Genomic DNA, 23,494 nt, shown 5'->3' on the forward strand with positions numbered 1-23,494 from the left:
ACCGCTCTGGTACTCGGCACTGTCGGTCGTCAGGAAGTAGACCCCGAGGTTGTCCCCGCCGCTGCCTTCCCGATGGATGGCCTCAATCCAGTACTTTTGGCCCGCCACCAGCGGTATCCCCAAACCGTACGGCTGGCTCACGCCACCGTCCGGACTCCACAGATCGGAGCGACGCTGGGTAGAAGCGAGGGGACCACCCCCGCCGCCGTGGCTCAGCCAGTTGTTGCGGCCCGCCCAACCCTCCTGTTGGGCAATCAACCGTTTACTGGCAGGGCTGGCATTGGTGCCCAGGTACAAATCCGCATCGTCGTCGGCCGCGATGAAGAACACGTAATTGCCCGTCACGGGCGGGACAAACAAACCGCTCAACCGACTGGCATAGTTGTCAGCGAAGTTCGCCGGAGAATCAAAGGCTTCGACTGCCCGCACCTGGGCGGCGGCGCCGTGCGTGCCGGCCCGGATGGAGGCGAGGCTCACACCGGGATAGTATTCCCACTTCAGGTGACCCGAGATCTCCAGGGGCGCCTGCACCGTGAGGGTGGCCACGGCACTGTCCACCACCGCGGTTCCCACCGTGGCCCGGCACTGGAACTGGGCGTTGTTATCCTCCGGTGCAGCCACGAAGGTGTAAACCGGCCCGGTCACGTTGGGGATGGGCTGACCGTTCTTGAACCACTGATAATCGCCCACGCCGAGATTGCCGTTGGGGACGGCGGCGTTGGTGACGACGAAGCTGAGCGTCACTGCCGTGTGAGAGTAGACCGTGCGGTTCTGCAGGTTCTGAACAATTTGGAGATTGGGCGCAGTGGGCGCCACCGTCACGCTCAAATCGGAGATGGTGGCGATAGCGCCATTGGGATCAAAATCATTGTGCGCGGTCACTGCCACGCCTACCAGGACCCTGGCCGGAAACGCCTGACCAAATCCGAACTGCGTACTGGCGGTGTCGATGTCAGCGTACTTCGTCCAGTTGACCCCGTCAGTACCATACCACATGGTGATCACGCTGCCCTGACGCGTCAGCCGCAACCACGTGTTGGGATAAGTCGGCGCGATGGTCTTGTTAAACGCGTTCCAATCTGCGTTACCCCCCCGGGTGGCCCGCCATTGGGGTGCCACCTGGTTTTGGCCCGCGCTCCGCGTGGTCATCGCTGCGATGAAGGGATCCGGCCCCTGGGGCAGCCCACTGGCGTCCGGCACCCGGACCATCAACTCGCACTTGGTCCAGTGATCCGGTCCCTGGAGATCGTGCACACGAACCTTGGCATCCCACGAATGCCCCTCAACGGTCGTGTAGAAGTAGTAAAAGTTGTCGCTTTGGTTCCAAATATCATCGCCTCCGCCCACGATGGTCATCACGCCCGGCGGCGAACCCGTGTGGTAACCTGGCAAGGCGGGTGTGCCCACATCCCTGCCCGTCCATGTCTGGGCGGCAGCCTGCCACGCCAGCGCCACGGAGGACATCACGATGAGACTGCGAATGGTTTTCATAGGACAGGATTGGTTGGTCGAGTCGGTTTGGATGATTCCGTCAGGGTTCGGTTTCTTCTGCGTTCCGGTTTCGGGTTTGGAACAGCACCCGCGGCCGCCCTTGCAGGCTCCAGCGTCTGCAATGGTCGGTCTCAAACTCCACGGGATCTATTCACGCGCCTTTTTTCGCACCCTGTTACAAATCTGTCAACTATTTTTTGCTTGCCATTTTTCGTCTGCCCCCCCTCCATTCTGCAAACGGCCTTGTACTCGCCAAGCCGGGCTCACATGCCGGAACGCCACCGGTCACTGCCTCACGCCTCTGAGAGCCTCCGCGGGATCTCCACCCGGCTTGGTAGCAAGTAACGATGCCCTCGTGGCTGCGGATCCCTTGCTCAGCCCCGGTTCAGGGCCTTCGCAAAACCCTCCCAGCAGCCCGAAAGGCGGAGAACCGTCCTCCCACGGTCCGACGGCTGACCTTTGATGCCGGAAACCAAAAACGGGCACTCTCAAGGGCCATGCGCTCTGAGGCAGACCTTTTGCTGCCCCAGGCACCTCAGTTGACCGCGCCCTACTGCCTGACGCAATGGGATCGGACCCGCACCAAATCTTGAATTGCGCGGCGCCGAGCCGACCAGAGCAGCGTGTTCCCCGCCCGGGCAAACGGGTCGGGAAACCGGCCCGATACCGTCGGTTTCGGGCGAGGCGGATCCGGCTGCCCTCTGCATGCTTGCCGGGGGCATCGGAGGCTTGGCCTGCCCGGCCATTTCATTGAAGCGCCCACGGCGGTCTGTTGACCCAGTCCTGAGCATCCGGGGCTTTTGGGCAGAGCTCGCACGGGTTGAGGTCGCCGAGGGCTGAATGGTGGAATCAACGAGGAGCCCGTTCTATATCGGCCCACGGGCGGAGGCCGCCTGTGGTCCACAGGCAGGATTGCCTGTGCCACCGTGGTTCTTGATCGGCCCACGGGCGAACCCCTTTTGTGGGGTTCGCATGCTCTCCACAACCCCCGAAGCGCCTCCACCGCAGCGCTCCGGGATCCGCGGCAGTCATCTGTCTCGGCGGTTTCGGAAATCGTCGGGGCAACGCCTTGGAAAGGTGCGGTCGGACCTGCGCCGTGCGCGGCCGCTCTCGCTGATGGGGCCACTGGCCCCGGTTCGGAGCAGTCCGGCCGGGCGAAACACGGTCCGACTTGTCACGTGCGACGCCGGTGGTGAGACTGCACCGGCTGTGTTGAAGTTCCGGGGTTCAGCATGGAACCGGATCGGCGGCGCGAATGTGCCGCTATGGCGTCGGGTGTTGGTGGGCCGGAATCCGCGTCGCACGTTGCTGCGCGCGGCGGCTTTGGGGCTGACGGTTTTCGTTGTTCTGCGGTACGTCGTGACTCCGGTCCGCGTTCAAGGCATCAGCATGTGGCCCACCTGCCGGGATGGTCAGTGGGCCTGGGTGAACCGCCTGGCATACGTCTGGTCCGAACCCCGGCGGGGGGACGTGGTGTGCGTGCGCTTCACGGCGGGGGAACATGTGATGCTGCTGAAGCGTGTGGTGGGTCTGCCGGGCGAGCGGGTCGGGTTTAGAAACGGGCGTCTTCACGTGGACGGCAGGCCGTTGGACGAACCTTACGTGAAGAGCCCGTGCGACTGGGAGGAGCCGGAACGTGTGCTGGGCCCGGGCGAATACTACGTGGTGGGGGACAACCGTGCAATGCCGAGGGAAGACCATGTGCACGGCATTGCCGAGCGGTGGAGGATCGTGGGAAAGTTGATTCGATGAGAGTATCGCTACCGGTTGCGGGGTTGATTGTAGCGGTGGCGGGGGTGCTGGTGTGGTGGGCGTGGCCGTCCCCGGAACGCGCCATTCGGAAGGAATTGGCGGCCATTGCCGACGCACTGACCTATCCGCCCAACGAACCACCGCTCAACGCATGGAGCGAGATCAACCAGGTCTGCCTGCGGCTGACCCCGGATGTGGAGGTGGAAGTCAACACGTCGGCTTTCGGCCGCCACAATGTTCGGGGCCGCGAAGAGGTCCGCTCGGGATTGTTGGCCTTCCGGCAGCGGATCAACGGGGCCCGGGTGGAGTTTCCCGACATCCGCGTGTTGCTCCAGCCGGATCGCACCTCGGCCGTGGTGTATGTCACTGTCCAGGCCCGGACGGCCGGGGAATCCGACCCCGGCATCCAGGAGTTCAAGCTGCTGTTTGTGAGGCAGGAGGGTCGGTGGCGGATTGCCCGGGCCGAGACGGTGGAGCCGTTGCGTTGACGGGGCGGCGCCGGCGGACGGAGCTCCCGCCCACGGGGGTCCGGGTCGTGAGCCCTCGGCCAAGCGGGCCGGATCCACCCTTGACGTCCCGGATGCCTCCGGCGTCAGGTGGCGCCCCCGATTCTGTCCGGGCCGACCCGGCGCTGATGCAGCCGGTTTTGTCAGCCCGATGCTGTTGATTCCCCGCTGAAGGGGGTTCCGTGCGCACCAGCCGTGACGGTCCCGATGGATGAGGGGATTGGCCCGGGCCTTGTCACGCTCTAGGCTGGACGCATGCGCATCGTGACGTTGATCACCGATTTCGGGCTTCGCGACGGTTTCGTGGGTGTCATGAAGGGTGTGATCCTGGGCCGCGCCCCGCAGTGTCGGGTGGTGGACCTGAGCCATGAGATCGAGCCGGGCGACATTCGGTCTGCGGCCTTCGTACTGTACAACGCCCATCGTTGGTTCCCGGTTGGGACGATTCACGTGGCGGTGGTGGATCCGGGTGTCGGCGGGCCTCGGTCGGCCCTGGCCATTCGTACGGACCGGGCCTGGTTCATCGGCCCGGATAATGGCGTGCTCAGTTGGGCCGTACGCGACCAAGCGGTGCGGTCCGCCCGCCAAATCACCAACCCGCGGATGTTTCTGCGGCCTGTGAGCCAAACCTTTCACGGCCGCGACGTTTTCGCGCCCGTGGCCGCGCATCTGGCCCGGGGCGGTCGTGCTGATCAGATCGGGCCCGAAGTGCAGTCGTGGAAACAGATGCCCTGGCCCGTCCCCGACCGGGGCGCCGGCGGCTGGCGCGGAGAGATTCTGTATTTGGACCGGTTCGGCAACGCGTTGACCAACATCCCCACCGGCGACTTTCAACCGGAGGATGGCGCCCCATGGGCCTTTGTGGTGCCCGGCCGCAAACGGGCCCGGTTCCCCGTTGGAAGATTCTATGCCGGGGTCGGTTCCGGGGAACCGATTGCCGTGCCCGGCTCCAGCGGGTTTTGGGAGTTGGCAGTCAACGGTGGTTCCGCCGCGCAACGGTTCGGCCTGAAACCCGGCGACCCGGTCGAGGTGGTGCGGATGGGCCGAGCCCGCTAACCCGGCGGTGCACGGCAGGGATCCCGCATGGGTCCTCCGTCAACAAGGGTCTGCGGGTGGTGTGCCGCAGGGAAACGGTTGGAACCTTCATGCCTGTCGCCGAGCGACCCGGCCACTCCGGCTCAAACCACGCCGTAAGGGCATCCGGGCCAAGGCGGGTCGGCCGGGCTGTGGAGTGCCTGTTGTGCGGCCTGTTGTTCCTCGCGGACGAAGATGCTGCCGCAGTCCGCTGCCATGGCTTTGAGCCGGGTCTCGGCCGGTTCATCCAGGGGCTTGAACCGCCGCGCCGCCTCAATTGCCCGGTCCAACAAGTCCAGGAACGCCGGCGGAAACGCCGCCACCACACCGGGCTGCGAGAGCGAAAAGCGCAAGGCCAGCTCAATGTCCTCGGGCGTTTCGACCGACCGGTACCACCAGGCCCGGGTCCGTTCGACTCCGGCCGGCCAACTTCCATGGGACAGTGCCTTGATGGCCAGCACCGCTGCACCCCGCTCGGCCGCCAGGGCCAGGACCTCCTTGCCAAACCCGCGCGTGTAGAATTCGACGAAATTGATGGGGAACATCACGGTGTCGAAGTTGAACCCGCGCAGCGCCTCCAGTGCCGCACGCGTGGTGTGGGCGGAAAACCCGATCCATCGGACCTTTCCCTCCTCGCGAGCCTTGAGAATCGTCTCCATGGCACCGCCCGGTCCGAGCGCTTGTTTCACCTCATCCACACGCACGAGATGGTGCAGCTGGTAGAGGTCGAAATGGTCGGTCTTCAAGGCTTGGAGGGAACGTTCCATTTCCTCCCGGGCCCCGGCGGCGTCGCGTTTCTTGGTCTTGCAGGCCAGGAAGTAGCGGTCCCTGGGAATGCCTTGCAGGGCAATGCCGAGTTTGCGCTCGCACTCACCATTGCCATAGGCGGGGGCGACATCGAAATAGTTGACGCCGCGTTCCCAGGCGGTGCGCACGCCGGCGTTGCAACGTTCCTGGTCGTAGTGCACCAGAGCCAACCCGGGAAAGCCCACAATGGACAGGTGCACTCCGGTCCGCTCCAGGGGGCGGCGCGGCAACCCCTGGACAGTTTCAGCCGCCTGCAGGGTTCGATGGGGACCGGCCAGCGCCAACCATCCGGCGGCGCCGCCCATGGCTTTGAGGAATTCGCGTCGTTTCATGGAGACGTTCAGGGTTCGGGGTTGAGGCTTCATTTCTCGCAGGGCCCAATCTGGACCCGAACCAATCCGGTGGCAAGCGTTCGAAGGCGAACGGAACCGGACGCTCATGATGGCTGTCATTTGCCACGGGTGGGGTGGCTCTCGAGCCGGTCATGACGGAAGGGAAAGGTTGCCTGTCGGCTTCGGATCGGGCAGGCTTTGAACCAGGCAGCCCGGAACCACGGTCGGGAAGCCTCAGGCCTGGATGAACTGGTTTCCGCTGATTCACATCGCAGCCGGCGGGGCAGCGTTGGCCCTGGCCGTTGGTGCCTTGTGGGTGCGCCCGCGTCATCCGGCCCAGGGTTGGCTGGCGGCCGGATTGGTGTTGTTGGCGTTGGAGGCATTGTGCCAGTGTGGCAGCTTCCTCACCGACACCCGTGAATCCATGCTGGCATGGCAGCGGGTTGCCCTTTTAACCGCATCGTTCGTGCCCGCGGTTTGGCTGGGTTTCAGCCTGACCTTCGCGCGGGGTGAACCGGCTCGTTTCCTGCGCCGGTGGCGGTGGGTTTTGGCGGTTCTGGGACTGTGCCTGCCGGCCCTGACGCTGGCCTTTTACCCGGTCCTGATCCTCGAGACCGGCCCACTGCCGCCGCCCGGGAACTGGTTTTTTCGGGGTCATCCGGTCGTCCGGGTCCTGCACACGGGCCTGGTGGTGGGTGCGGTGCTGGTGCTGACCCAACTGGAATCCACGTACCGGGCCGCCGTGGGTACCGGACGTTGGCGGATCAAATACGCCGTGGTGGGCTTGGCGCTGCTGTTCGGAACCCGCATTTACACCGCCAGCCAGGCCCTGCTCTACGCCGGGCCCAATTTCCAGTTGTCCCTCCTCAACGCGGCTGCGTTGCTGCTGGCCTGTGGCCTCATCGGCCTGGCGTTGTACCGATCCCGCCTGGCCGTGCTGGATTTGTATCCATCGGCCGTGGCCATCCACCGGTCGCTGACCATCCTGCTGTCGGGCGTGTATCTCGTGGTGGTGGGGCTGCTGGCCACCTGGGTCACGCGTGCGGGTGGGGAATCGGCCTTTCCCCTGGTGGCCTTTGTGCTGCTGGTGGGCGCGGTGGGGTTGAGCGTGTTGTGGATGTCCGACCGCGTGCGGCAACGGCTCCGCCTGTTTGTCAGCCGACATTTTCACCGGCCGTTCCATGACTACCGGCAGGTGTGGTCCCGATTTGCGGAGCGCACCTCGGCGCGACTGGACCGCACCGAGTTGTGCCGGGAAGTGGCCCGCCTGATCTCCGAAACCTTCGAAGCCCTTTCCGTCAGCATCTGGTTGCTGGAACTGAGCCGGAGCCGGCTGGTCCTGGCCGCTTCAACCTCCCTGCCCGCCGGTCAGGTCCGTGCGCTCGACGTAAATGAGCTGCTGCCCGAGTTCACCCGACTGGCGTCCGAAAAACCCGGGCCGGTGGAGCTCGAAACCGGTCGGGCCGGTTGGTGCCACGTCCTGCGCGAGGCCAACCCCGCCTTCTTCCAGCAGGGCGGTTCACGCTGGGGCGTCCCCCTGGTGGCCGGCCAGGAACTCGTGGGGTTTCTGGTGGTGGGCGACCGCGTTGCCGGCCTGGCCTACCACCCCGAAGACCTGGAACTTCTGACCTGCCTGGCCGAACAACTGGCCAGTGCCCTGCGGACTCTCAACCTCTCCGAACAGCTTGCTCAGGCGCGCGAATGGGAGGCCTTCCAAACCATGTCCGCCTTCCTGATCCACGACCTCAAAAACACCGCGTCCACGCTGGGCCTGATGCTCCGCAACCTGCCGGTGCATTTCGACAACCCGGCGTTCCGCGAGGACGCCATCCGTGGCCTCGGCCGCTGCGTCCGGCACATCAACGAGCTCATCGAAAGGCTGACCACGCTCCGCCACAAACCCCGGATCCAGAAACGGCCCGTCCGGCTCGAAACCGTTCTCCAGGCCGCCCTCGAAACCCTGGGTAAACCGGAGGGAATCGAAATCCAAACCCGCTGGCCCGAGCTGCCCCCGCTGCTGCTCGACCCCGACGCCGTTCAAAGCGTGGTCACCAACCTGCTGCTCAACGCCCGCGACGCCATCACACCCCCGGGACGGATCAGCCTCGAAGTGTCCGTCCATGGCGGTTGGATCTGCCTGCGCGTGGCCGACACCGGTTGCGGAATGTCACCCGAATTCATCGCCCATAAACTCTTTCGTCCCTTCCAAACCACCAAGAAAAACGGCCTGGGGATCGGTATGTTCCAGGTCCGCACCCTGGTGGAACTTCACGGCGGACGTTTGGAGGTGCAAAGTCAGCCCGGTCAGGGCACCGTATTCGGCGTCTGGCTGCCGATGATCGTGGCCGAATCCGTTGCGCATGAAGCCGAGCCTGCTCATCGTGGATGACGACGAGGAGATCCGCTCCCAGCTCCGCTGGGCGCTGGCGGATCAGTACAACGTCTTTTCCGCCGGCGACCGCCTGCTGGCGCTCGAGCTCTGGCATCAACACCGGTTCCCGGTCGTCCTGCTGGACCTTGGTCTGCCACCCCGCCCCGCCGACCCCGACGAAGGCCTGGCCACGTTGACCACGCTCCTCGAACATGACCGGACCACCAAGGTGATCATCGTCTCCGGCCAGGGCGAAAAGGCCAACGCACTCCGCGCCGTGTCCGAGGGCGCCTACGATTTCCTCACCAAACCGGTGGATCCGGAGGAATTGAGCGTCATCCTGCGCCGCGCCTTTTACCTCAGCGACCTTGAACGCGAACTGCGCCAGTTGCAGGAGCTATGGGGCGGCGAGGGGTTCGAAGGGATGGTGGGCGCCTGCCCCGCCATGGAGGCTGTGTTCCAAACCATCCGGCGTGTCGCCCCTTCCGACGCCCCGGTCCTCATCCTGGGTGAAAGTGGCACCGGCAAGGAAATGGTCGCCCGCGCCATCCACCGTCGCAGCCCCCGCCGGGACGGCCCGTTCGTCGCCATCAACTGCGGTGCCATTCCGGAAAACCTCCTGGAAAGTGAATTGTTCGGCCACGAACGGGGGGCCTTCACGGGTGCGGTCGCCCAGCGAAAAGGCCGATTTGAAATGGCCGAGGGTGGGACCCTCTTCCTCGACGAACTGGGCGAGCTGCCCCTGCCCCTCCAGGTCAAGCTCCTCCGCTTCCTTCAGGATCAAACCATCGAACGGGTCGGCGGTCGCGAACTCATCCCCGTCAACACCCGCGTCATCGCCGCCACCAACACCGACCTCCAACAAGCCCTGGCCGCGGGCCGCTTCCGCGAAGATCTCTATTACCGGGTCGCCGTCGTTGTCATCCACCTGCCCCCACTGCGCGATCGCGGCGACGACGTGATCCTCCTGGCACGCACGTTTCTCCGTCGATTCGCCCTCGAAGCCAAGAGATCCCCCGCACCCCAGTTCAGCCCTGCCGCCCTCCGGGCCCTCCAGCGGCATGATTGGCCCGGCAACGTGCGCGAACTGGAAAACCGTGTCCGTCGCGCCGTCATCATGGCCGAAGGCAAAGCCATCACACCCCAGGATCTGGAACTCGTGGACCCGGGCGAAGGAACCATCCCGCGCACCCTCCGGGAAATCCGCGAGGCCGCCGAACGGGCGGCCATCCTCAGTGCCCTGAGGCGCCATCAGTGGCGGATCGCACCCGCGGCCGAGGAACTGGGCGTCAGCCGCCCCACGCTGTATGAACTCATGGGCCGACTCGGCATTCAGCGCCCGCCCACCGCGGACTGACCCCCGGCAGAACCCGCCGGGCCGCCCTCCCGACGCGGTCCCGCCGTCACGGTGAATCGCAAACGGATCGTCTCCGTGTCCACCTGCGCGCACAACCAACCGGTACCCACATAACCGTCCCACGCCTCCCAGGGCGGCACCAACGCCGGGTCCAACCAGGGCCGCCATTCCTCCCCGGCCATGTGCAGCTGCAATCGAAAACCCAGCGGACCCGGCAGCCGCGCCTGCCCGAAACCCTCGGGATCACTCCGCAACGCTTCCATCAGATGGCGCATCATTCCCGCGTAATCCTCAAAGCCCACCCAGCCCCGACCACCACCCGCGGCGGCCACCGTCTCCCGCCAACCCGGCCGTGTCACAAGCGATTCACGGGAGGGCGCACTCAGCGCCCGCAACCAGCTTTCCAAAATGCCGGGTTGCCTCGCAAAACCCACATACCGTTCCGAGGCAGAAATGTGAACCCGCTCTCCCTCCCCGCCCGGCTCCATCGGCGGCCCTGAAAAGGGCATTGGCACCGAATAGATGGTCCGACCCAGAAACTCCCTCTCTTGGAGCGCGTCGGCCCGCAACGCCGCCCCGGCCAACACCTCCGCAATGGCTCGCGCCAACTGCGTCGCCTCCCCGGATCCCACCAACCACAAACCCGGCGCCCGTTCCAGCCCCAGCCAACCCGGTACCCGCGGCGCTTCCTCAAAGTAAATCCAATCATCCCCCAGCCGGTTCACCACATCCCGCATCAGGTCGAAATCGTCCCGCCGCTGCCGACCCGCCTGCTGAACCGTCTCCACCAAAAACGACCACACCCGCCCCCACACCGGCCCCATCGCCGCCGCAGCCTCCTCCAACCCCGACCACACCTGCCTGCCCTGCAGCCGGTACCGATAAAACCGAAGCACCCCCGCCGGCACCCATTCCGGCGGCATCGCCTCCAGCCCCTCAAAGTTCACCAGCCGCATCAGCCGTGTCCGTTCCCCGGCCGGCACGTCCAAACGACAGTCCACGGACCACCCCTGGGCCATGCTCTGTACCCGCATCGACATCGACCGTACCGAGGCCAAACCCGCTGCCTTCGCCAGCCGCTCCACCGCCGCCACGACATCTCCCTCCCCATCACCCCCATCCTCACCCTGCTTGGCCCCGGCACTCAACCACCGCGCGGGCGCAGCCCAGCCGAAAACCATCGCCCCCGACAACCCCGCCAAATCCTCCGCCGATACCCCTTGGCCCTGTCGCAACGTGCGCACCGGACCACCGTCCAACCCCGCGAACACTTCCTCCAGCAACGGCAAGCTGTCGCTCAACCACAACACCTGCTCACGCAACCCCAACGCCAGTAAGAACGAGCCCGCACCGCCTCGGTCCACCGGTGCCCGCTCGGAATCCGCCCTCTGCTCCGGTTCGGCCCGGCTTCGCAAGGCCCCGCTGAGCGCCTCCAGCCACCCACCGTCCGGCACGCTCAGTACAACCACGGGCACACCCCGAACCGTCTCACTCCGGACCGACCGGCCCATCACCTCCCATCGCTCCCGGACCTTCGCAAGTTCATCCCGCACCCGCTCGCTCCGATCCCCCACCTCCAACGCCATTACCACCCCGTTCGTTCGCCGGTCCCCATCCGCACCTCCCTTGCACACCACACCCACAGTCCATTGCCCCTGCAACCAGCCCGCCAATTCTCCCCACGACACCGCCCATTGCTGTTCCGCCCGCCGCAGAACCCGTTCCTCCCATGCCTTCAAAAAATGCTGCCGGAGCGGGCCCATGACCGGGTCCCGCCACCAGCGCGCCACGGCAAGTTCCTGCCACTCGGCCTGAAACTTCCGCGTGTCCGGAACTGTCACCCACGCCACCGTGTCCGCCGGCAACCAATCCGGCGCAGGTGGCAGTCCGACACCGGCCAGGGCTGCAGCCAATGTCACCGCCCACCCCGCCAGCGCCACAAAAGCGCGGCCCCGCCGCTCAAACCCCGCTCCCCGGCAGTCCAAATCTCGCCTCCGCCCCGTGCCTGCACACGGACCTGACACCCCGCAAAAACCCCGCCCCTGATTCGGAAACAATCCTCCACGGTCGCCAGGTTCCGGGGCCCTCCGGACCGAAAACCCGAACGCGTTCCTCCTGCCGGGCCTCATGGGATCGGTTCACTCCCGCGCAGCACGGTCCGGCTCTTCAATCGCCCGCCGCGGCGCCGGCAGATAACGATAGGGACTGTTCGGGTTGCTGTTGTCGTAGGCAAAGGCCTCCCGGTGGTCCAGAAACTCCCTCACTCGCTCCACCGGAATCGCAAACCCCAACCCCTCTCCAAACGTGATCTTCATGTTGGTCACCCCCACCACCAAACCCCGCATGTCGAAGAGTGGTCCACCACTGTTGCCCGGATTGATCGGTGCCGTCGTCTGCAGATACAACACACCCTGCAACTCCCGCGCCTTCGTGCTCACGATCCCCTCGGTCACCGTCCGTTCCAAACCCAGCGGACTCCCCACCGCAAACACCCGCTCGCCCACCGTCAGACGCCGCGAGTCACCCAGGCGGACATACCGAAACGGACCCGCACCCGGCTCCTCAACCTTCAACAACGCAAGATCGAAAAACTTGTTCAACGCGACAATCCGCACCGACCGATACAGCGTCCGTTCCAACTGTCCGCCCCGGCGCCGAAACACCTCAACCCGAATATCGTTCTCACCCTCAATCACGTGAAAATTCGTGAGCAGGTAGCCCTCCTCGTTCAAAATAAACCCCGAACCCAAACCCGCAGGCGTCCGAACCTGCACCACCGCCTCGCCCACCTCCTCCGCCAGCTCCCGCACATTCCGCAACGGCAGGTCGCCATCCGCCACCACGTAAAATCGATCCCCCGCCCCACCCGCCAAACCCGACCCAACACCGCCCTCCATGCGCCCGACCCCATCCAGCCCCGCCACGTCGCCTTGCACACCATCCCCCGCCCGCACGGACCCCTCGCCATCGCCCCGACGCCAAAACGTCACCTCCCGACGCGGCACCACCAAAACCGTGTACCCCAGGTCCACCACCAGCGAATCGCGCTTCTCGGCCAGGACACGTCCACGAATCTCCCCGCCTCCCCGCAACACCACCACATCCGGCGATCCCACCCGCGCCGCCCACAGGCTCCACGCCGCACTCCACACAACCACCAGCACCACTGGCCACCAAGCCCTTCGCATACGCCACCAACCATAAAACCTCCACCGGCCCGGAGCAACGCCACCTTCGGAGCCGCCCCCCACCCCCACACAACCGAAGCCACCCGCCACTACCGACACGGGCCCGACCGCGAACGCGGCACAGTGGTGGGTCCACCCTGCGGCAGCCACCCCGCCACACCAGGGGACCGCCCACCAAACCCGGACCATCTCAGCCGGCGGTCATCCGCGGCGCCAAACCACTGTCATCCGAGAGTCGACCGGCCCCCCAAACGGCCATACCCCTGCCGCAGGCCTTCACCACAGCCGCCGAACCACCCAACATCCCCAGCTGAGCCGCTAAAGTTCGGCTCACGACAACACCGGGCGCACGGCAGCGCACCTGCACCTTTGACACCAATCGATCGCGGTTCAACTCCGCCGATGGTCCGAGACAAAAGCACCCGCCCCCCGGCCTCTGCCCGGATCGTCCCTTTGGGGTTTGCAAGTGGCCGGGGTTTCTTCTATACATGGGCCAACCGGAAAGAAAGGCGAACCGCTATGGCAGACAAAGCTAACAAGTATCCAGAGAACGTCCCGGGCAAATACTACGTGGACAACCAGTGCATCGATTGTGACCTGTGCCGCGAAACGGCACCCAACAATTTCCGCCGGAACGATGAGGGCGGCTATTCCTACGTCTACAAACAGCCCTCCACACCGGAGGAGGAAGCCCAATGCAAAGAAGCCAAGGAAGGGTGCCCTGTCGAAGCCATCGGCGACGACGGCGATCAGCCTTGAGTCCGTCCCTTTCAGCCGCCCCGCCCGTGGGAGGTCAAACCCGCCCCGGGCGGGGTTTTCTTTTCCCGAATGCTGTCCGCCAAATCCCGCACCCCTGCAACTGTTCAACCCGCCCCGCCCCCGGATTCTCCACCCTCCTGAACACCCCAGCTGAACAGCCCCTTCGCACAGTGGAGCGGTGCAGCCACACGCAGCCTCAATCCGTGCCCGCGCCGCGCAACAGCGCGCGCCGCAGCAAATCCAGCGCATACGTCGCCGTCACTTCCTTGAACGAAACCCGGTCAATTGGGTGGAACCGCCGTTCCACCTCCGTCCCACCCGGGCCCGCATACGCAAGGAACACCGTTCCGACCGGTTTCTCGGCGGAACCCCCGGTCGGTCCCGCAATGCCCGTGATGGCCAGGCCATGTGTGCTACCAGCCATTCGACGCGCCCCCTCGGCCATCTGCTTTGCCACCTCTGCGCTCACCGCCCCATGAGCCGCCAAAGCCGCCGGGGTCACCCCCAGACCCCGCACCTTCGACTCGTTGCTATACGTCACCCAACCCGCCACAAACGACGCAGATGCCCCCGGCACGTTGGTCAACCGATGCGCCACGCAACCGCCCGTGCAGGACTCCGCCACCGCAACGGTTTCAGCCCGCGCCCGCAGCATCTCCAGCACCACCGCCTCCAGCGTGACCTCCCCCGCACCGTACACAGCCTGCCCCAGCTCCAACCGCACCCGGTGTTCGGCTCTACCCACTCGCTCCCGTGCGCCCGGACCACGCGCCACCAGCCGCACGTCCACCTCACCCGCATGCGCACAATAGCCCACCTCAACTCCCGAGCCCCCTCCGCCCTCCAACACGGCAGTCACCCGCGCCTCCACCACCGACTCCGGCAGCCCCACCGTCCGCAGCACCACACTGGCCCATTCCTCCTCCACCGGCAGCACCTTCGCCAAAAGGGGCACCACCCGCTCCTCAAACATCGGCCGCATCTCGCGCGTCGGCCCCGGCAGCAACACCAGCCAGCCGGTCCCCTCAGCACGAACCGGTCCCTTGCCCTCTCCAAGTCCGGCTCGAACCTCCGGGCTCACCTCCAGCGCCAAACCCGGCGCCGTGCCCCACCGGTTCTCCAGCACAACCGCCCCCTCCGGCACCAGGGCCTGTACCCGGGCCCGCTCCGGCATCACCCGGTTCCGGGCCGCATAAAACGCCTCCAACCGCCGCAGGACCTGCGTATCCTCCACCAACCGCCGACCCAGCAACTGCGCAATCTCTTCCCGTGTCCGATCATCCGAAGTGGGCCCCAAACCGCCCGTTACCACAACCAATCGCACCCGGCCCAGCGCACCGGCCACCGCCTCACAAATCGCCCCGGCCGCATCCGCCACCACCGTCTGCCGCACAACCTCATAACCCATCGACGTCAGCCGCTCACTCAACCACTGCGCGTGCAAGTTCAACCGCGCACCCGTCAGCAGCTCCGTCCCCGTTTGAACCAACTCGACCCTCACGGCCATACCCGCTCACCCACGGCGCAACGCCACGAACCAATCAAGAAGTCGCACCGGTCCCCTCCGGGCCCGCCGGACGGTCCGACCGCAACACCCCAACAAACGGCAGATGCCGGTACCGTTCCGCGTAGTCCAAACCGTACCCCACCACAAAAACGTCCGGGATCTCAAACCCCACATAATCCGCCCGCACCGGTTCCTGACGACGCGCCTTCTTCTCCAACAGCACACACACCCGCAAACTTCGGGGCCCCAACCGTTCCAGCCGTTCCAGCACACGCCTCAACGTCCGACCCGTGTCCAGGATGTCGTCCACCACCAACACGTCCCGACCCCGCACGTCCAGCCCCAACTCTTTCGTGAAGGTCAGGCGCCCCGGCCGCGTGCCGCCCCCATAGCTCGATACACCAATGAAATCCAGCCGCAACGGCAACGTCAGGTTCCGGATCAGATCCGCCAGAAAAACCAGCGTCCCGTTCAACAACGCCACCATCACCAGGTCCCGCCCCTCGTAATCCCGCTGGATCTGCCGCGCCAGCGCGCGCACCCGTCGCGCCAGCCCGTCCGCAGGAATCAACACCCGCTCCACCTCCGCACGCCATACCCGGGGCACCCGGACTCCCGACCCCGATTCCTTGACCCTCGGCACCGCTTCCATGAAATCCGCAGCCTAAACCATGCCCGCCCCTCCCGGAAGCCCTTTCAGATGGGCCCCGGCCCCCAACCATCCCGCTTACCAAACCCGCGGTTGGCCGGGCAGCGGGAACCCGTTATCGTGTCATGCGTGGCGGAAATGAAACCGCTTTTGCGCACAATTCATGGGGGAGACAACGGGCCCACCCGCCCCCGGGCATATCTATGAACGAACGCGACGCCTTTCTCGAAGCACTCGAACAACCGACCCCGGAAGCCCGCGCCGCCTACCTGGAAGGCATCGGACGCCACAACCCAACCCTCCGCGCCGCCGTCGAAACCCTTCTGCGCCACCACAAGGACGACACCTTCCTCGAAACCCCGGCCCTCCAACGCCTCGCCCCTTCAACCCCGGCCGCTGCCCCGCCCTCAACCCCACCCACATCCGGCCCCGTGGAGCAGCCCGGCGACCGCGTCGGCCCCTACAAGCTCCTCGAAAAAATCGGTGAAGGCGGCGTCGGCATCGTCTTCCTGGCCGAACAACAAACCCCCTTCCGCCGCCGCGTCGCGCTCAAAATCCTCAAACCGGGCATGGACACCCGCGCCGTCATCGCCCGATTCGAGTCCGAACGACAGGCGCTGGCCCTCATGGACCATCCCAACATCGCACGTGTCCTGGACGCCGGCACCACCCCCACCGGCCGACCCTTCTTCGTCCTGGAACTCGTCCCCGGCCTGCGCATCACCGACTACTGTGAACGCCACCGGCTTCCCATCCCGGACCGGCTGCGCCTCTTCCTCCAGGTCTGCGCCGCCATCCAGCACGCCCACCAAAAAGGCATCCTCCACCGCGACATCAAACCCTCCAACGTCCTCGTCACCCTCCACAACGGCGCCCCCCAGGCCAAAGTCATCGACTTCGGCATCGCCAAAGCCCTCGATCAACCCCTCACCAACCAAACCCTCCACACCGAACTCCGATCCTTCCTCGGCACCCCGGCCTACATGAGCCCCGAACAAGCCGACCTCGCCAGTCACGACCTCGACACACGCACTGATATCTACAGCCTGGGCGTCCTCCTCTACGAACTCCTCATCGGTCAAACCCCATTCGATGAAAAAGAGCTCACTACCGCAGGTCTCGACAGCCTCCGCCGTATCCTCCGCGAGCAAGAGCCGCCCCCGCCCTCCCGCCGGTTCCTGTCCCTTCCCCGGGACACCCAATCCACCATCGCCGCCCAACGCCGAACCGACCCACACCGCCTCCTCCACCTCCTCCGGGGCGACCTCGACTGGATCACCCTCAAAGCCCTCGAAAAAGACCGCACCCGACGCTACGCCACAGCCCACGACCTCGCACGCGACATCGAGCGCCACCTCGCCCACGAACCGGTCCTCGCCCGACCCCCCAGCACACTCTACCGACTCCAAAAACTCATTCGGCGACACCGCCTCGTCGCCGCCACAACCACGGCCACCGCCGCCGCGCTGCTCATCGGATTCTCCCTCACCCTCTGGCAATCCCGCGAAAAAAGCCGCGCCTACGAACGGGCTCTCCAGGCCGAACGCGAACAAACCCGTCTCCGCCAGGAGGCCGAAACCGCCCGACGCGAAGCCGAAGCACGGGCCCACATCGCCCGACTCAGCGCCTACGCCGCAGACATGAACCTCGTCCAACAAGCCCTCGCCGCCAACAACCTCGGCCGCGCCCGTGAACTGCTCGACCGCCACCGTCCCGCCCCACGCACCCACGCCCACCCCGCCCTCACCCCCGATACCGCCAGCCCCGACCTCCGCGGCTGGGAATGGCGCCATCTCTGGCAACTCTGCCAGAGCGATGCACTCTTCACCCTCTGCCAGCTTCCCCACGAAATCGAATCCCTCGCGGTCTCCCACGACGGTCGCCTCCTCGCCATTGCCCCCATGGGCAACCAGGGCCTGAGCCTCTGGGACCTCCACAGCCGCACAGAATACCTCCGCCTCCCGCCGGACATTGCACGTCCGCCATTCGCGTTCTCGCTCGTCGGGCCCATCCTCGCCTTCACAGCAGCCAAACCCGGGCTCCCCAAACCCCCGCGCGAAGAGCCACCCACCGAAACGTCACCGGCCACGCAAACCGAGCAGGTCCGGCTCTGGAACTGGGAGCAACGCACCTACCAAATCGCCCTCCCCATTCCCGGACACCTCACCTCCCTGGCCTTCTCCCACGACGGCCAACACCTCCTCACCGTCGCCGACGGCGTCACCTTCACCATCTGGAACCTGGTCAGCGGATCCCCGGTCACCTCCTTCTCCATCCCGTGGCCGCGCGAGGCCGGCCGCCCCATCCTCGGACCCCGCACCGCCGTCACACCCGACCTGCGTCGCGCCGCCCAGGCTCTCGGGAACGGACGTGTCCGGGTGCTGGACCTCGAACACCAACGCGTCCTCTGGACCGCCCGCGTCGCCGAGGAAAACCTCGTCACCGTCGCGCTCTCGCCCGACGGTCGCCTCCTGGCCACCGCCGGCGGATTCGTCGAAGCCACGGTGCGACTCTGGCACACCGATTCCGGCCGGCCCGTCGCGCGCCTGGAAGGCCATCGAACCTACGTCCGCGACCTCCTCTTCTGGCCCGACGGCCTCACCCTCGCCTCCGCCAGCGGCGATCAGACCATCCACCTCTGGGACCTGACCTCACTCCCGGCCGAAGCCCCGTCCACACAACAACCACCCGGCACCCACACAGCCGCAGACTCGTCCACCTCCGAAGACCCCATCCCAGCCGCCCCCATCGAACTCCGACCCCGCACCACGCTGCGAGGCCATAAACTCGAAGTCTGGGCACTGGCACTCTGCCCCGACCGGGCCACACTCGTCAGCGGTGCCAAGGACGGTCAGGTCTGCGTCTGGGATATCACCGCCTGACCCAAACACCATGCCCGGCAAATCCTCCCCATCCGCGTTCGAGCCTGGACCTTCCCAACCAACTCCGAAACCCTCCTGACCCTCGACGACCAGGGTCATGTCACCCGCTGGACCGGCCCCACCTTCCAATGGGCCGAGCCAATCCTCGACCTCGGACCCGACGGGATTACAGACGCTTGCTTCTCTCCCGATGGTTCCTGGATCGCCACCGCCTTCCGCAACGGCAACCTTGCCATACACTTCATCAACCCCGATCAAAACCGCGAGCCCATCCTGCTCAGTCCCGGCCCGATCCGTCTCATCGGATTCATCCCGGGCACCAACCGGCTCCTCACGCATGACCCGCGCAGCGAAATCTACCAGTGCTGGGATCTCATCAGGCGCGAAATCGTATGGGAACAAACCACCGCCCGCTTCGGTTTCCTGTCAAAACCCGCAATCGCCCCGGATGGTACCCGGCTCATCGTCCCAAGCCCGCGGGATGAACTCTCGCTCGTCCCTCTGACATCAGGAGATGAAGAGACAGTCGCACTCCCCATCCGCCAGATCACAGCCGCCACCCTCTCCCCGGACGGTCGCTGGCTGGCGGCCGTCAGCCTCCAGGGAAGCGGAATCCTTTGGGACCGCCACCAACGCCGGACGTCGCCCACCTTCCACGGCTTCCTTCAGGGCGCCCACTCCGTGACTTTCTCGCCCGACGGCCGCCGCCTGGCCATCGGCAGCAACGGCGCCGAAGCCGTCAAACTCTGGGACGCCGAAAGTTTGCAGGAACTCATCACCCTGCCCGGAGAGGGTTCCATGTTCCAATCCATCGCCTTCTCCCCCGACGGCCGGGCCCTCGCCGCCTGCAACAGTCAGGGCAAACTTCATCTCTGGTACGCGCCCACGTTTGACGAAATTGCCCGAATCGAAGCCGCCAACCCCTGAGCATCCGCAAGCCTTCTTCGACGGTCAGCCTTCGACCTCCATCCACCGGCGCAGCCACGCCCGCGCATAGGTCCACCTCCGCTCCGCCGTCCGCAGCGGCAGCCCCAGTACCGAGGCCGCCTCCTCCATCGTCAATCCCCCGAAATACCGCAGCTTCACCAGTTCCGCCGAAACCGGATCCTCCCGCGCCAGCTCGTCCAGCGCCTCGTGCACCGCCAAAACCTCCTCCGACGGCCCCGGCTCCACCGCCAAACCTTCTTCCAATTCCACATGCTCGGCACCCCCGCCCCGCTTCTGCGCCCGTCGTCGCCGGGCCGCCTCCACCAGAATCCGTCGCATCGCCTCCGCCGCCGCCGCGAAAAAATGCGCCCGACCGGACCAGCCCGCCTGCCCCCCGGCAACCATCCGCAACCACGCCTCATGCACCAGCGCCGTCGCCTGCAATGTGTGCCCCGGCACCTCCCGCGCCATCATCTGCGACGCCATCTGCCGCAACTCCTGATACACCAGTGCCAGGAGCTCCTCCGACGCACCCGCGTCACCCTTCTGCAACGCCTCCAACAGCTCCGTCACCCTGCCCACGCCGCGCAACATGGTCACACCCAACCGGCGCGTCAAGAAACCGCCAAAAAACCACACGGAACCCGTGGCGGGTGCAGCCCGTCATTTGCGCATGTGAGGTTGGGAGCAAAAACATGAGCGCCATTCAACTCATGACCCGATACCGCAGGACCCGACCCGAACCGGCGCCCCTCCCCGGGGCCCCGGTCCCGGGACGAACCGGCCTCGCCATCCTCCTCGCCGCCTGCGTCGGGTTCGCCCTCGGCGGCCTGCACGAGGCGCCCGCCCCGCGCGAAGTGCCGCTTGCCAATGCCATGCTCGATCCCCGGCTGGAATGGCATTCGTTCTCGGAAGTGGACCTGGCCCGGGCCACCCTGCGCATGTACGCAGACGAATATGTCCGCCGCGCTCAACAGACCATCGCAGAAACTCTCCGCCAACGAGCCGAAAACCGGGATCCCACCCGCGCAACCAACCAACCCTCACTGCAACCCGTCATCGAACTTCTGGAAGACGCCCTCACCGAGTTCCAGGGCACCGGCTTGGAAACCGAAATCCTTCGACCTCTCCTCTTCGCCCTCAAACATGAAGGCCGCCACCAGCGGTGGCTCGACCTTTACCTCCAAACCCTCCGCCAACACCCGGCCGACCCCATCGTCAGCGACTTTCTGGCCGACGCCCAGGACCTCGCACGCACCACCGGCCGCGAATCCGAACTCCTCGACCTGCTCACGCTCCCGCTGGCCGCCGCCACCTCAAATCCCCATCCCATCCCCCAAACCCTTGCAGCAGGCTCCATCTGCACCCGATCGCTTCCCATCCTCCCTCCAACCCCGTGAGACGGATCCGCCACCACAACCCTCGGGACCATCAACCGGCTCTGCGGGGCCGGTGGGTCTGGATCGCCCTGACGACCTGCCTTTTCTTGGCGGCGTTGCGCCTGCATTGGATGCCCTGCCTCGTAACCGGCAGGAGCATGGAACCCACCCTCGCAAGCGGCGATTGGGTCCTGCTTGACCGACACGCCTACCGGCACCAGCCCCCTCAACGTGGCGACATCGTCGTGGCCCGCGTGGGACGGGAACGGCTCATCAAACGCATCGTCGGTCTGCCCGGCGAAACCGTCGAAATCCGCAAGGGCCGCCTGTTCGTCAACGACCAACCCGCACCCGAGCCCCATCCCATCCTCAGCGGACCGCTCGACATCGCCAAGGGCCAACTGCGTCCCGACCATTACGCCCTCCTCGGCGACAACCGCACGATCTCTGATCTCCTCCCCTTGCACCTGATCGTCCACCGCGACCAGGTCCTCGGCAAGGTCATCGCCGTACTGCCCCTGGGTACATTCTTCAAGTCCGCACGCCGTCACGAACCTGCCCCGCCAGGCACCCATGCCGCTGCCACCTGAATCCGCCACCCCGATGCAACGCCGCACCCAAACCGCCGTCTGCGCCACGCTGGCCATCCTCCTGCTCTTCAGCCTCTGGTGGCTCGCCTGCGCCCTCGAAAGCCGGCTGCCCCAAACCGCCCCAGCCGCCGTTCTCAACGCAGACCGCATCTACCAACACAACCACATCCTCACCCTGCACATCCGTGTCGCCCCGGACCAATGGGACGCACTCCAACCACCCGCCGGACCCAATCCCTTCGGACCGGGCCCGCGCGGGCCGTTCAACGCAGCCAACGCGGTCAATGAACGTGCCCTGGCCTCCGTCTGGATGCGCGACGCCGACGCCAATCGCGACGGCTTCGTCACCCGCCGCGAATGGCAGAACCACGCCCAAACCACCTTCACTCAATGGGCCACCAGCTCTTCCAACACCCTGAACCTCCAGGACCTCCAGCGCGCACTCAACGACACCCCCAACCCCATCGCACGCGGAATCACCGCCATGCTCATTGGCCCCGAAGGCAAACGTAACGGCATCGGATCCGTCTTCGGACTCGATTTCGCCTTCGTCCGGGCCGACCTGGAAATCGAGGGACACCTCTTCCCCAACGTCGGCCTCCGCTACAAGGGCAACGGCACCTTCCTCGAAGCCCGTGAATCCCCCAAAAAATCCTTCAAAATCCAGCTCGACCATTTCATCCCGCGCCAACGCCTGGCCGACGTGCAAACCCTCAACCTCCAAAACCAAATCACCGATGCCAGTTACATGAACGAAGTGCTGGCCTACCAGCTCTACCGCGACGCCGGCGTCCCCGCCCCGCGCACCGCCTACGCCCGCCTCTACCTCACCGTCCCCGGCCGGTACGACCACACCTTCCTCGGCCTCTACACCCTCACCGAAGCTGTCGATCGTCACTTCCTGCTCCGACACTTCGGCACCAAACGCGGCGCGCTGTTCAAACCCGTCACCTCCTCCCTCTTTGCCGACCTCGGCTCCGACTGGGACGCATACCGCCAGATCTACGACCCCAAAACCCCTCTCTACACCGAACAAAAGCAAAGACTCATCGAACTCTGCCGCCTCGTCACCCACGCCGACGATTCCACCTTCGCCGCACGCATCGGCAACTACATCGACCTGCCCGAGTTCGCCCGTTTCATGGCAGTCATGGTGTATCTCTCCGACATCGACGGCCTCCTCGGACCCGGTCAAAACCTCTACCTCCACCTCCATCCCAAGACCCAGTTGTTCCAGTTCATCCCGTGGGACCAGGACCGGTCCTGGGGACAATTCGACCGCATCTCCCAACAACAACGCGACCAGCTCAGCATCCACCGCCCGTGGCAGGGACAAAACCCGTTCCTCGAACGCATGTTCCGCGTCGGTCACTTCAAGCAACTTTACCTCCGCGAGCTCGACCGCCTCACCCAAACCCTCTGCACCCCCGAACGCATCGCACGGCAGGTGGACCACATCGCCGCACTCATCCGACCCGCCGTCGGAGAAGAAGCCGGGGACAGACTCGCCACGTTCGACCGCATCGTCGCCGGGGAACTCATCCCCCGCCCCTCCTTCGGCCCCTTCCCGCGCGAACCCCTCAAACCCATCAAACCCTTCGTCCGTGACCGCACCGATTCCATCCGCCAACAACTGGCCGGCCTCTCCAAGGGCCTCGAACCGGGCGAAGGTTTCCCCATGGGTCCCCCGGGAGGCGCACGCGGATCCGGACTCGGCAGCTTCGCAACGCCCCTGGCAACCCGCTGCGATTCCGACCGAAACGGTCAAATCTCACTCCAGGAGTTTGTCTCCGGCATGCTCGACCTGTTCCAACACTGGGACACCAACCACGACAACCAGCTCCGTTTTCTCGAACTCTACGCCGGCATCCAACAGACACTGACACCTCCACCCGCCTCGTTCCCACCCCGGCGTGAGCCCCC

At 65.7% G+C, this 23,494-nt stretch carries 18 protein-coding genes and 1 pseudogene; 12 read left to right on the forward strand and 7 right to left on the reverse strand.

The genetic code is table 11. The features are described 5' to 3' along the window. Positions 1-1,491 (reverse strand): PA14 domain-containing protein (locus tag G4L39_RS13855; protein WP_205881035.1); only part of this gene is annotated, 1,491 nt, incomplete at its 3' end. Between the two features lie 1,209 nt (positions 1,492-2,700). Between G4L39_RS13855 and lepB (G4L39_RS13860) the strand changes: the two genes are divergently transcribed. The 3 genes from lepB (G4L39_RS13860) (at position 2,701) to G4L39_RS13870 (ending at position 4,805) form a co-directional block, all read left to right on the forward strand. Further along, complete coding sequence (gene lepB, locus G4L39_RS13860; RefSeq protein ID WP_205881036.1) at positions 2,701-3,243, forward strand: signal peptidase I; 543 nt, start codon at positions 2,701-2,703, stop codon at positions 3,241-3,243. Beyond that, entirely contained in the window at positions 3,240-3,731 is a 492-nt protein-coding gene (locus G4L39_RS13865; RefSeq protein WP_165109097.1) for a Cif family virulence factor, read from the forward strand. Before lepB (G4L39_RS13860) ends, G4L39_RS13865 begins: the two co-directional genes overlap by 4 nt. Positions 3,732-4,004: 273 nt before the next feature. Beyond that, the gene (locus tag G4L39_RS13870) at positions 4,005-4,805 is read left to right on the forward strand and encodes an SAM hydrolase/SAM-dependent halogenase family protein (protein WP_165109099.1); all 801 of its coding nucleotides are present in this window, start codon (positions 4,005-4,007) and stop codon (positions 4,803-4,805) included. 122 nt (positions 4,806-4,927) lie between these two features. On the opposite strand, the gene G4L39_RS13875 is transcribed toward G4L39_RS13870, so the two are convergent. Next, a complete protein-coding gene (locus G4L39_RS13875; RefSeq protein WP_165109101.1) occupies positions 4,928-5,962 on the reverse strand; it encodes an aldo/keto reductase in 1,035 nt (344 codons plus the stop codon). A gap of 244 nt (positions 5,963-6,206) precedes the next feature. Between G4L39_RS13875 and prsK the strand changes: the two genes are divergently transcribed. After that, positions 6,207-8,351, forward strand: coding sequence for an XrtA/PEP-CTERM system histidine kinase PrsK (prsK, locus tag G4L39_RS13880; RefSeq protein WP_165109103.1), 2,145 nt, complete (start codon positions 6,207-6,209; stop codon positions 8,349-8,351). After that, positions 8,323-9,690: a PEP-CTERM-box response regulator transcription factor gene (prsR, locus tag G4L39_RS13885; RefSeq protein ID WP_165109105.1), complete on the forward strand. Its 1,368-nt coding sequence runs from the start codon at positions 8,323-8,325 to the stop codon at positions 9,688-9,690. Before prsK ends, prsR begins: the two co-directional genes overlap by 29 nt. On the opposite strand, the gene G4L39_RS15500 is transcribed toward prsR, so the two are convergent. Further along, positions 9,666-11,630: a hypothetical protein gene (locus G4L39_RS15500; RefSeq protein WP_165109107.1), complete on the reverse strand. Its 1,965-nt coding sequence runs from the start codon at positions 11,628-11,630 to the stop codon at positions 9,666-9,668. The two genes, prsR and G4L39_RS15500, sit on opposite strands and share 25 nt — an antisense overlap. A gap of 198 nt (positions 11,631-11,828) precedes the next feature. Continuing rightward, positions 11,829-12,878, reverse strand: a complete 1,050-nt coding sequence (locus G4L39_RS13895) for a S1C family serine protease (RefSeq protein WP_205881037.1) — start codon at positions 12,876-12,878, stop codon at positions 11,829-11,831. 519 nt (positions 12,879-13,397) lie between these two features. Here G4L39_RS13895 and G4L39_RS13900 point away from each other — a divergent pair. After that, positions 13,398-13,637, forward strand: a complete 240-nt coding sequence (locus G4L39_RS13900) for a ferredoxin (RefSeq protein ID WP_165109109.1) — start codon at positions 13,398-13,400, stop codon at positions 13,635-13,637. A 196-nt stretch (positions 13,638-13,833) separates the two neighbouring features. Here G4L39_RS13900 and G4L39_RS13905 read toward each other — a convergent pair whose 3' ends face one another. Beyond that, positions 13,834-15,144, reverse strand: a complete 1,311-nt coding sequence (locus tag G4L39_RS13905) for a competence/damage-inducible protein A (RefSeq protein ID WP_205881038.1) — start codon at positions 15,142-15,144, stop codon at positions 13,834-13,836. Between the two features lie 34 nt (positions 15,145-15,178). Next, positions 15,179-15,796 carry a hypoxanthine phosphoribosyltransferase gene (gene hpt / locus G4L39_RS13910; RefSeq protein ID WP_165109113.1) on the reverse strand — a complete coding sequence of 206 codons (618 nt, stop codon included), beginning with the start codon at positions 15,794-15,796 and terminating at the stop codon, positions 15,179-15,181. Positions 15,797-15,996: 200 nt separating this feature from the next. Here hpt and G4L39_RS13915 point away from each other — a divergent pair, with 200 nt between their 5' ends. The 3 genes and pseudogenes from G4L39_RS13915 (at position 15,997) to G4L39_RS15260 (ending at position 19,602) form a co-directional block, all read left to right on the forward strand. Continuing rightward, positions 15,997-18,675, forward strand: a complete 2,679-nt coding sequence (locus G4L39_RS13915) for a WD40 repeat domain-containing serine/threonine protein kinase (RefSeq protein ID WP_165109115.1) — start codon at positions 15,997-15,999, stop codon at positions 18,673-18,675. 165 nt (positions 18,676-18,840) lie between these two features. After that, a pseudogene (locus tag G4L39_RS15965) lies at positions 18,841-18,897 on the forward strand (hypothetical protein); the annotation flags it as partial. 459 nt (positions 18,898-19,356) lie between these two features. After that, entirely contained in the window at positions 19,357-19,602 is a 246-nt protein-coding gene (locus G4L39_RS15260) for a WD40 repeat domain-containing protein (RefSeq protein ID WP_240894025.1), read from the forward strand. A gap of 24 nt (positions 19,603-19,626) precedes the next feature. Here the strand turns inward: G4L39_RS15260 and G4L39_RS13925 are convergent, their stop codons facing one another. Beyond that, entirely contained in the window at positions 19,627-20,196 is a 570-nt protein-coding gene (locus G4L39_RS13925; protein ID WP_205881039.1) for an ECF-type sigma factor, read from the reverse strand. A gap of 101 nt (positions 20,197-20,297) precedes the next feature. On the opposite strand from G4L39_RS13925, the gene G4L39_RS13930 reads away from it, so the two are divergent. From G4L39_RS13930 to G4L39_RS13940, 3 genes are all read left to right on the forward strand, one after another. Then, positions 20,298-21,002: a hypothetical protein gene (locus tag G4L39_RS13930; RefSeq protein WP_165109117.1), complete on the forward strand. Its 705-nt coding sequence runs from the start codon at positions 20,298-20,300 to the stop codon at positions 21,000-21,002. Beyond that, positions 20,999-21,571, forward strand: a complete 573-nt coding sequence (gene lepB, locus G4L39_RS13935; protein ID WP_165109119.1) for a signal peptidase I — start codon at positions 20,999-21,001, stop codon at positions 21,569-21,571. The genes G4L39_RS13930 and lepB (G4L39_RS13935) overlap by 4 nt, the downstream gene beginning before the upstream one ends. 13 nt (positions 21,572-21,584) lie before the next feature. Next, the coding region (locus G4L39_RS13940) for a CotH kinase family protein (RefSeq protein ID WP_205881040.1) at positions 21,585-23,494 on the forward strand (1,910 nt) is incomplete at its 3' end.

The organism is Limisphaera ngatamarikiensis, assembly GCF_011044775.1.
In the GTDB taxonomy this organism is placed as follows: domain Bacteria; phylum Verrucomicrobiota; class Verrucomicrobiia; order Limisphaerales; family Limisphaeraceae; genus Limisphaera; species Limisphaera ngatamarikiensis.

Bases quoted from the DNA above. Each gene is read 5' to 3' on its own strand.
- G4L39_RS13925 (WP_205881039.1), bottom strand. From the start codon at position 20,196: ATGTTGCGCGGCGTGGGCAGGGTGACGGAGCTGTTGGAGGCGTTGCAG.
- G4L39_RS13900 (WP_165109109.1), top strand. From the start codon at position 13,398: ATGGCAGACAAAGCTAACAAGTATCCAGAGAACGTCCCGGGCAAATAC.
- G4L39_RS13930 (WP_165109117.1), top strand. From the start codon at position 20,298: ATGAGCGCCATTCAACTCATGACCCGATACCGCAGGACCCGACCCGAA.
- G4L39_RS13875 (WP_165109101.1), bottom strand. From the start codon at position 5,962: ATGAAACGACGCGAATTCCTCAAAGCCATGGGCGGCGCCGCCGGATGG.
- G4L39_RS13865 (WP_165109097.1), top strand. From the start codon at position 3,240: ATGAGAGTATCGCTACCGGTTGCGGGGTTGATTGTAGCGGTGGCGGGG.
- G4L39_RS13915 (WP_165109115.1), top strand. From the start codon at position 15,997: ATGAACGAACGCGACGCCTTTCTCGAAGCACTCGAACAACCGACCCCG.
- hpt (WP_165109113.1), bottom strand. From the start codon at position 15,796: ATGGAAGCGGTGCCGAGGGTCAAGGAATCGGGGTCGGGAGTCCGGGTG.
- G4L39_RS13870 (WP_165109099.1), top strand. From the start codon at position 4,005: ATGCGCATCGTGACGTTGATCACCGATTTCGGGCTTCGCGACGGTTTC.
- G4L39_RS13895 (WP_205881037.1), bottom strand. From the start codon at position 12,878: ATGCGAAGGGCTTGGTGGCCAGTGGTGCTGGTGGTTGTGTGGAGTGCG.
- prsR (WP_165109105.1), top strand. From the start codon at position 8,323: ATGAAGCCGAGCCTGCTCATCGTGGATGACGACGAGGAGATCCGCTCC.
- G4L39_RS13905 (WP_205881038.1), bottom strand. From the start codon at position 15,144: ATGGCCGTGAGGGTCGAGTTGGTTCAAACGGGGACGGAGCTGCTGACG.
- prsK (WP_165109103.1), top strand. From the start codon at position 6,207: ATGAACTGGTTTCCGCTGATTCACATCGCAGCCGGCGGGGCAGCGTTG.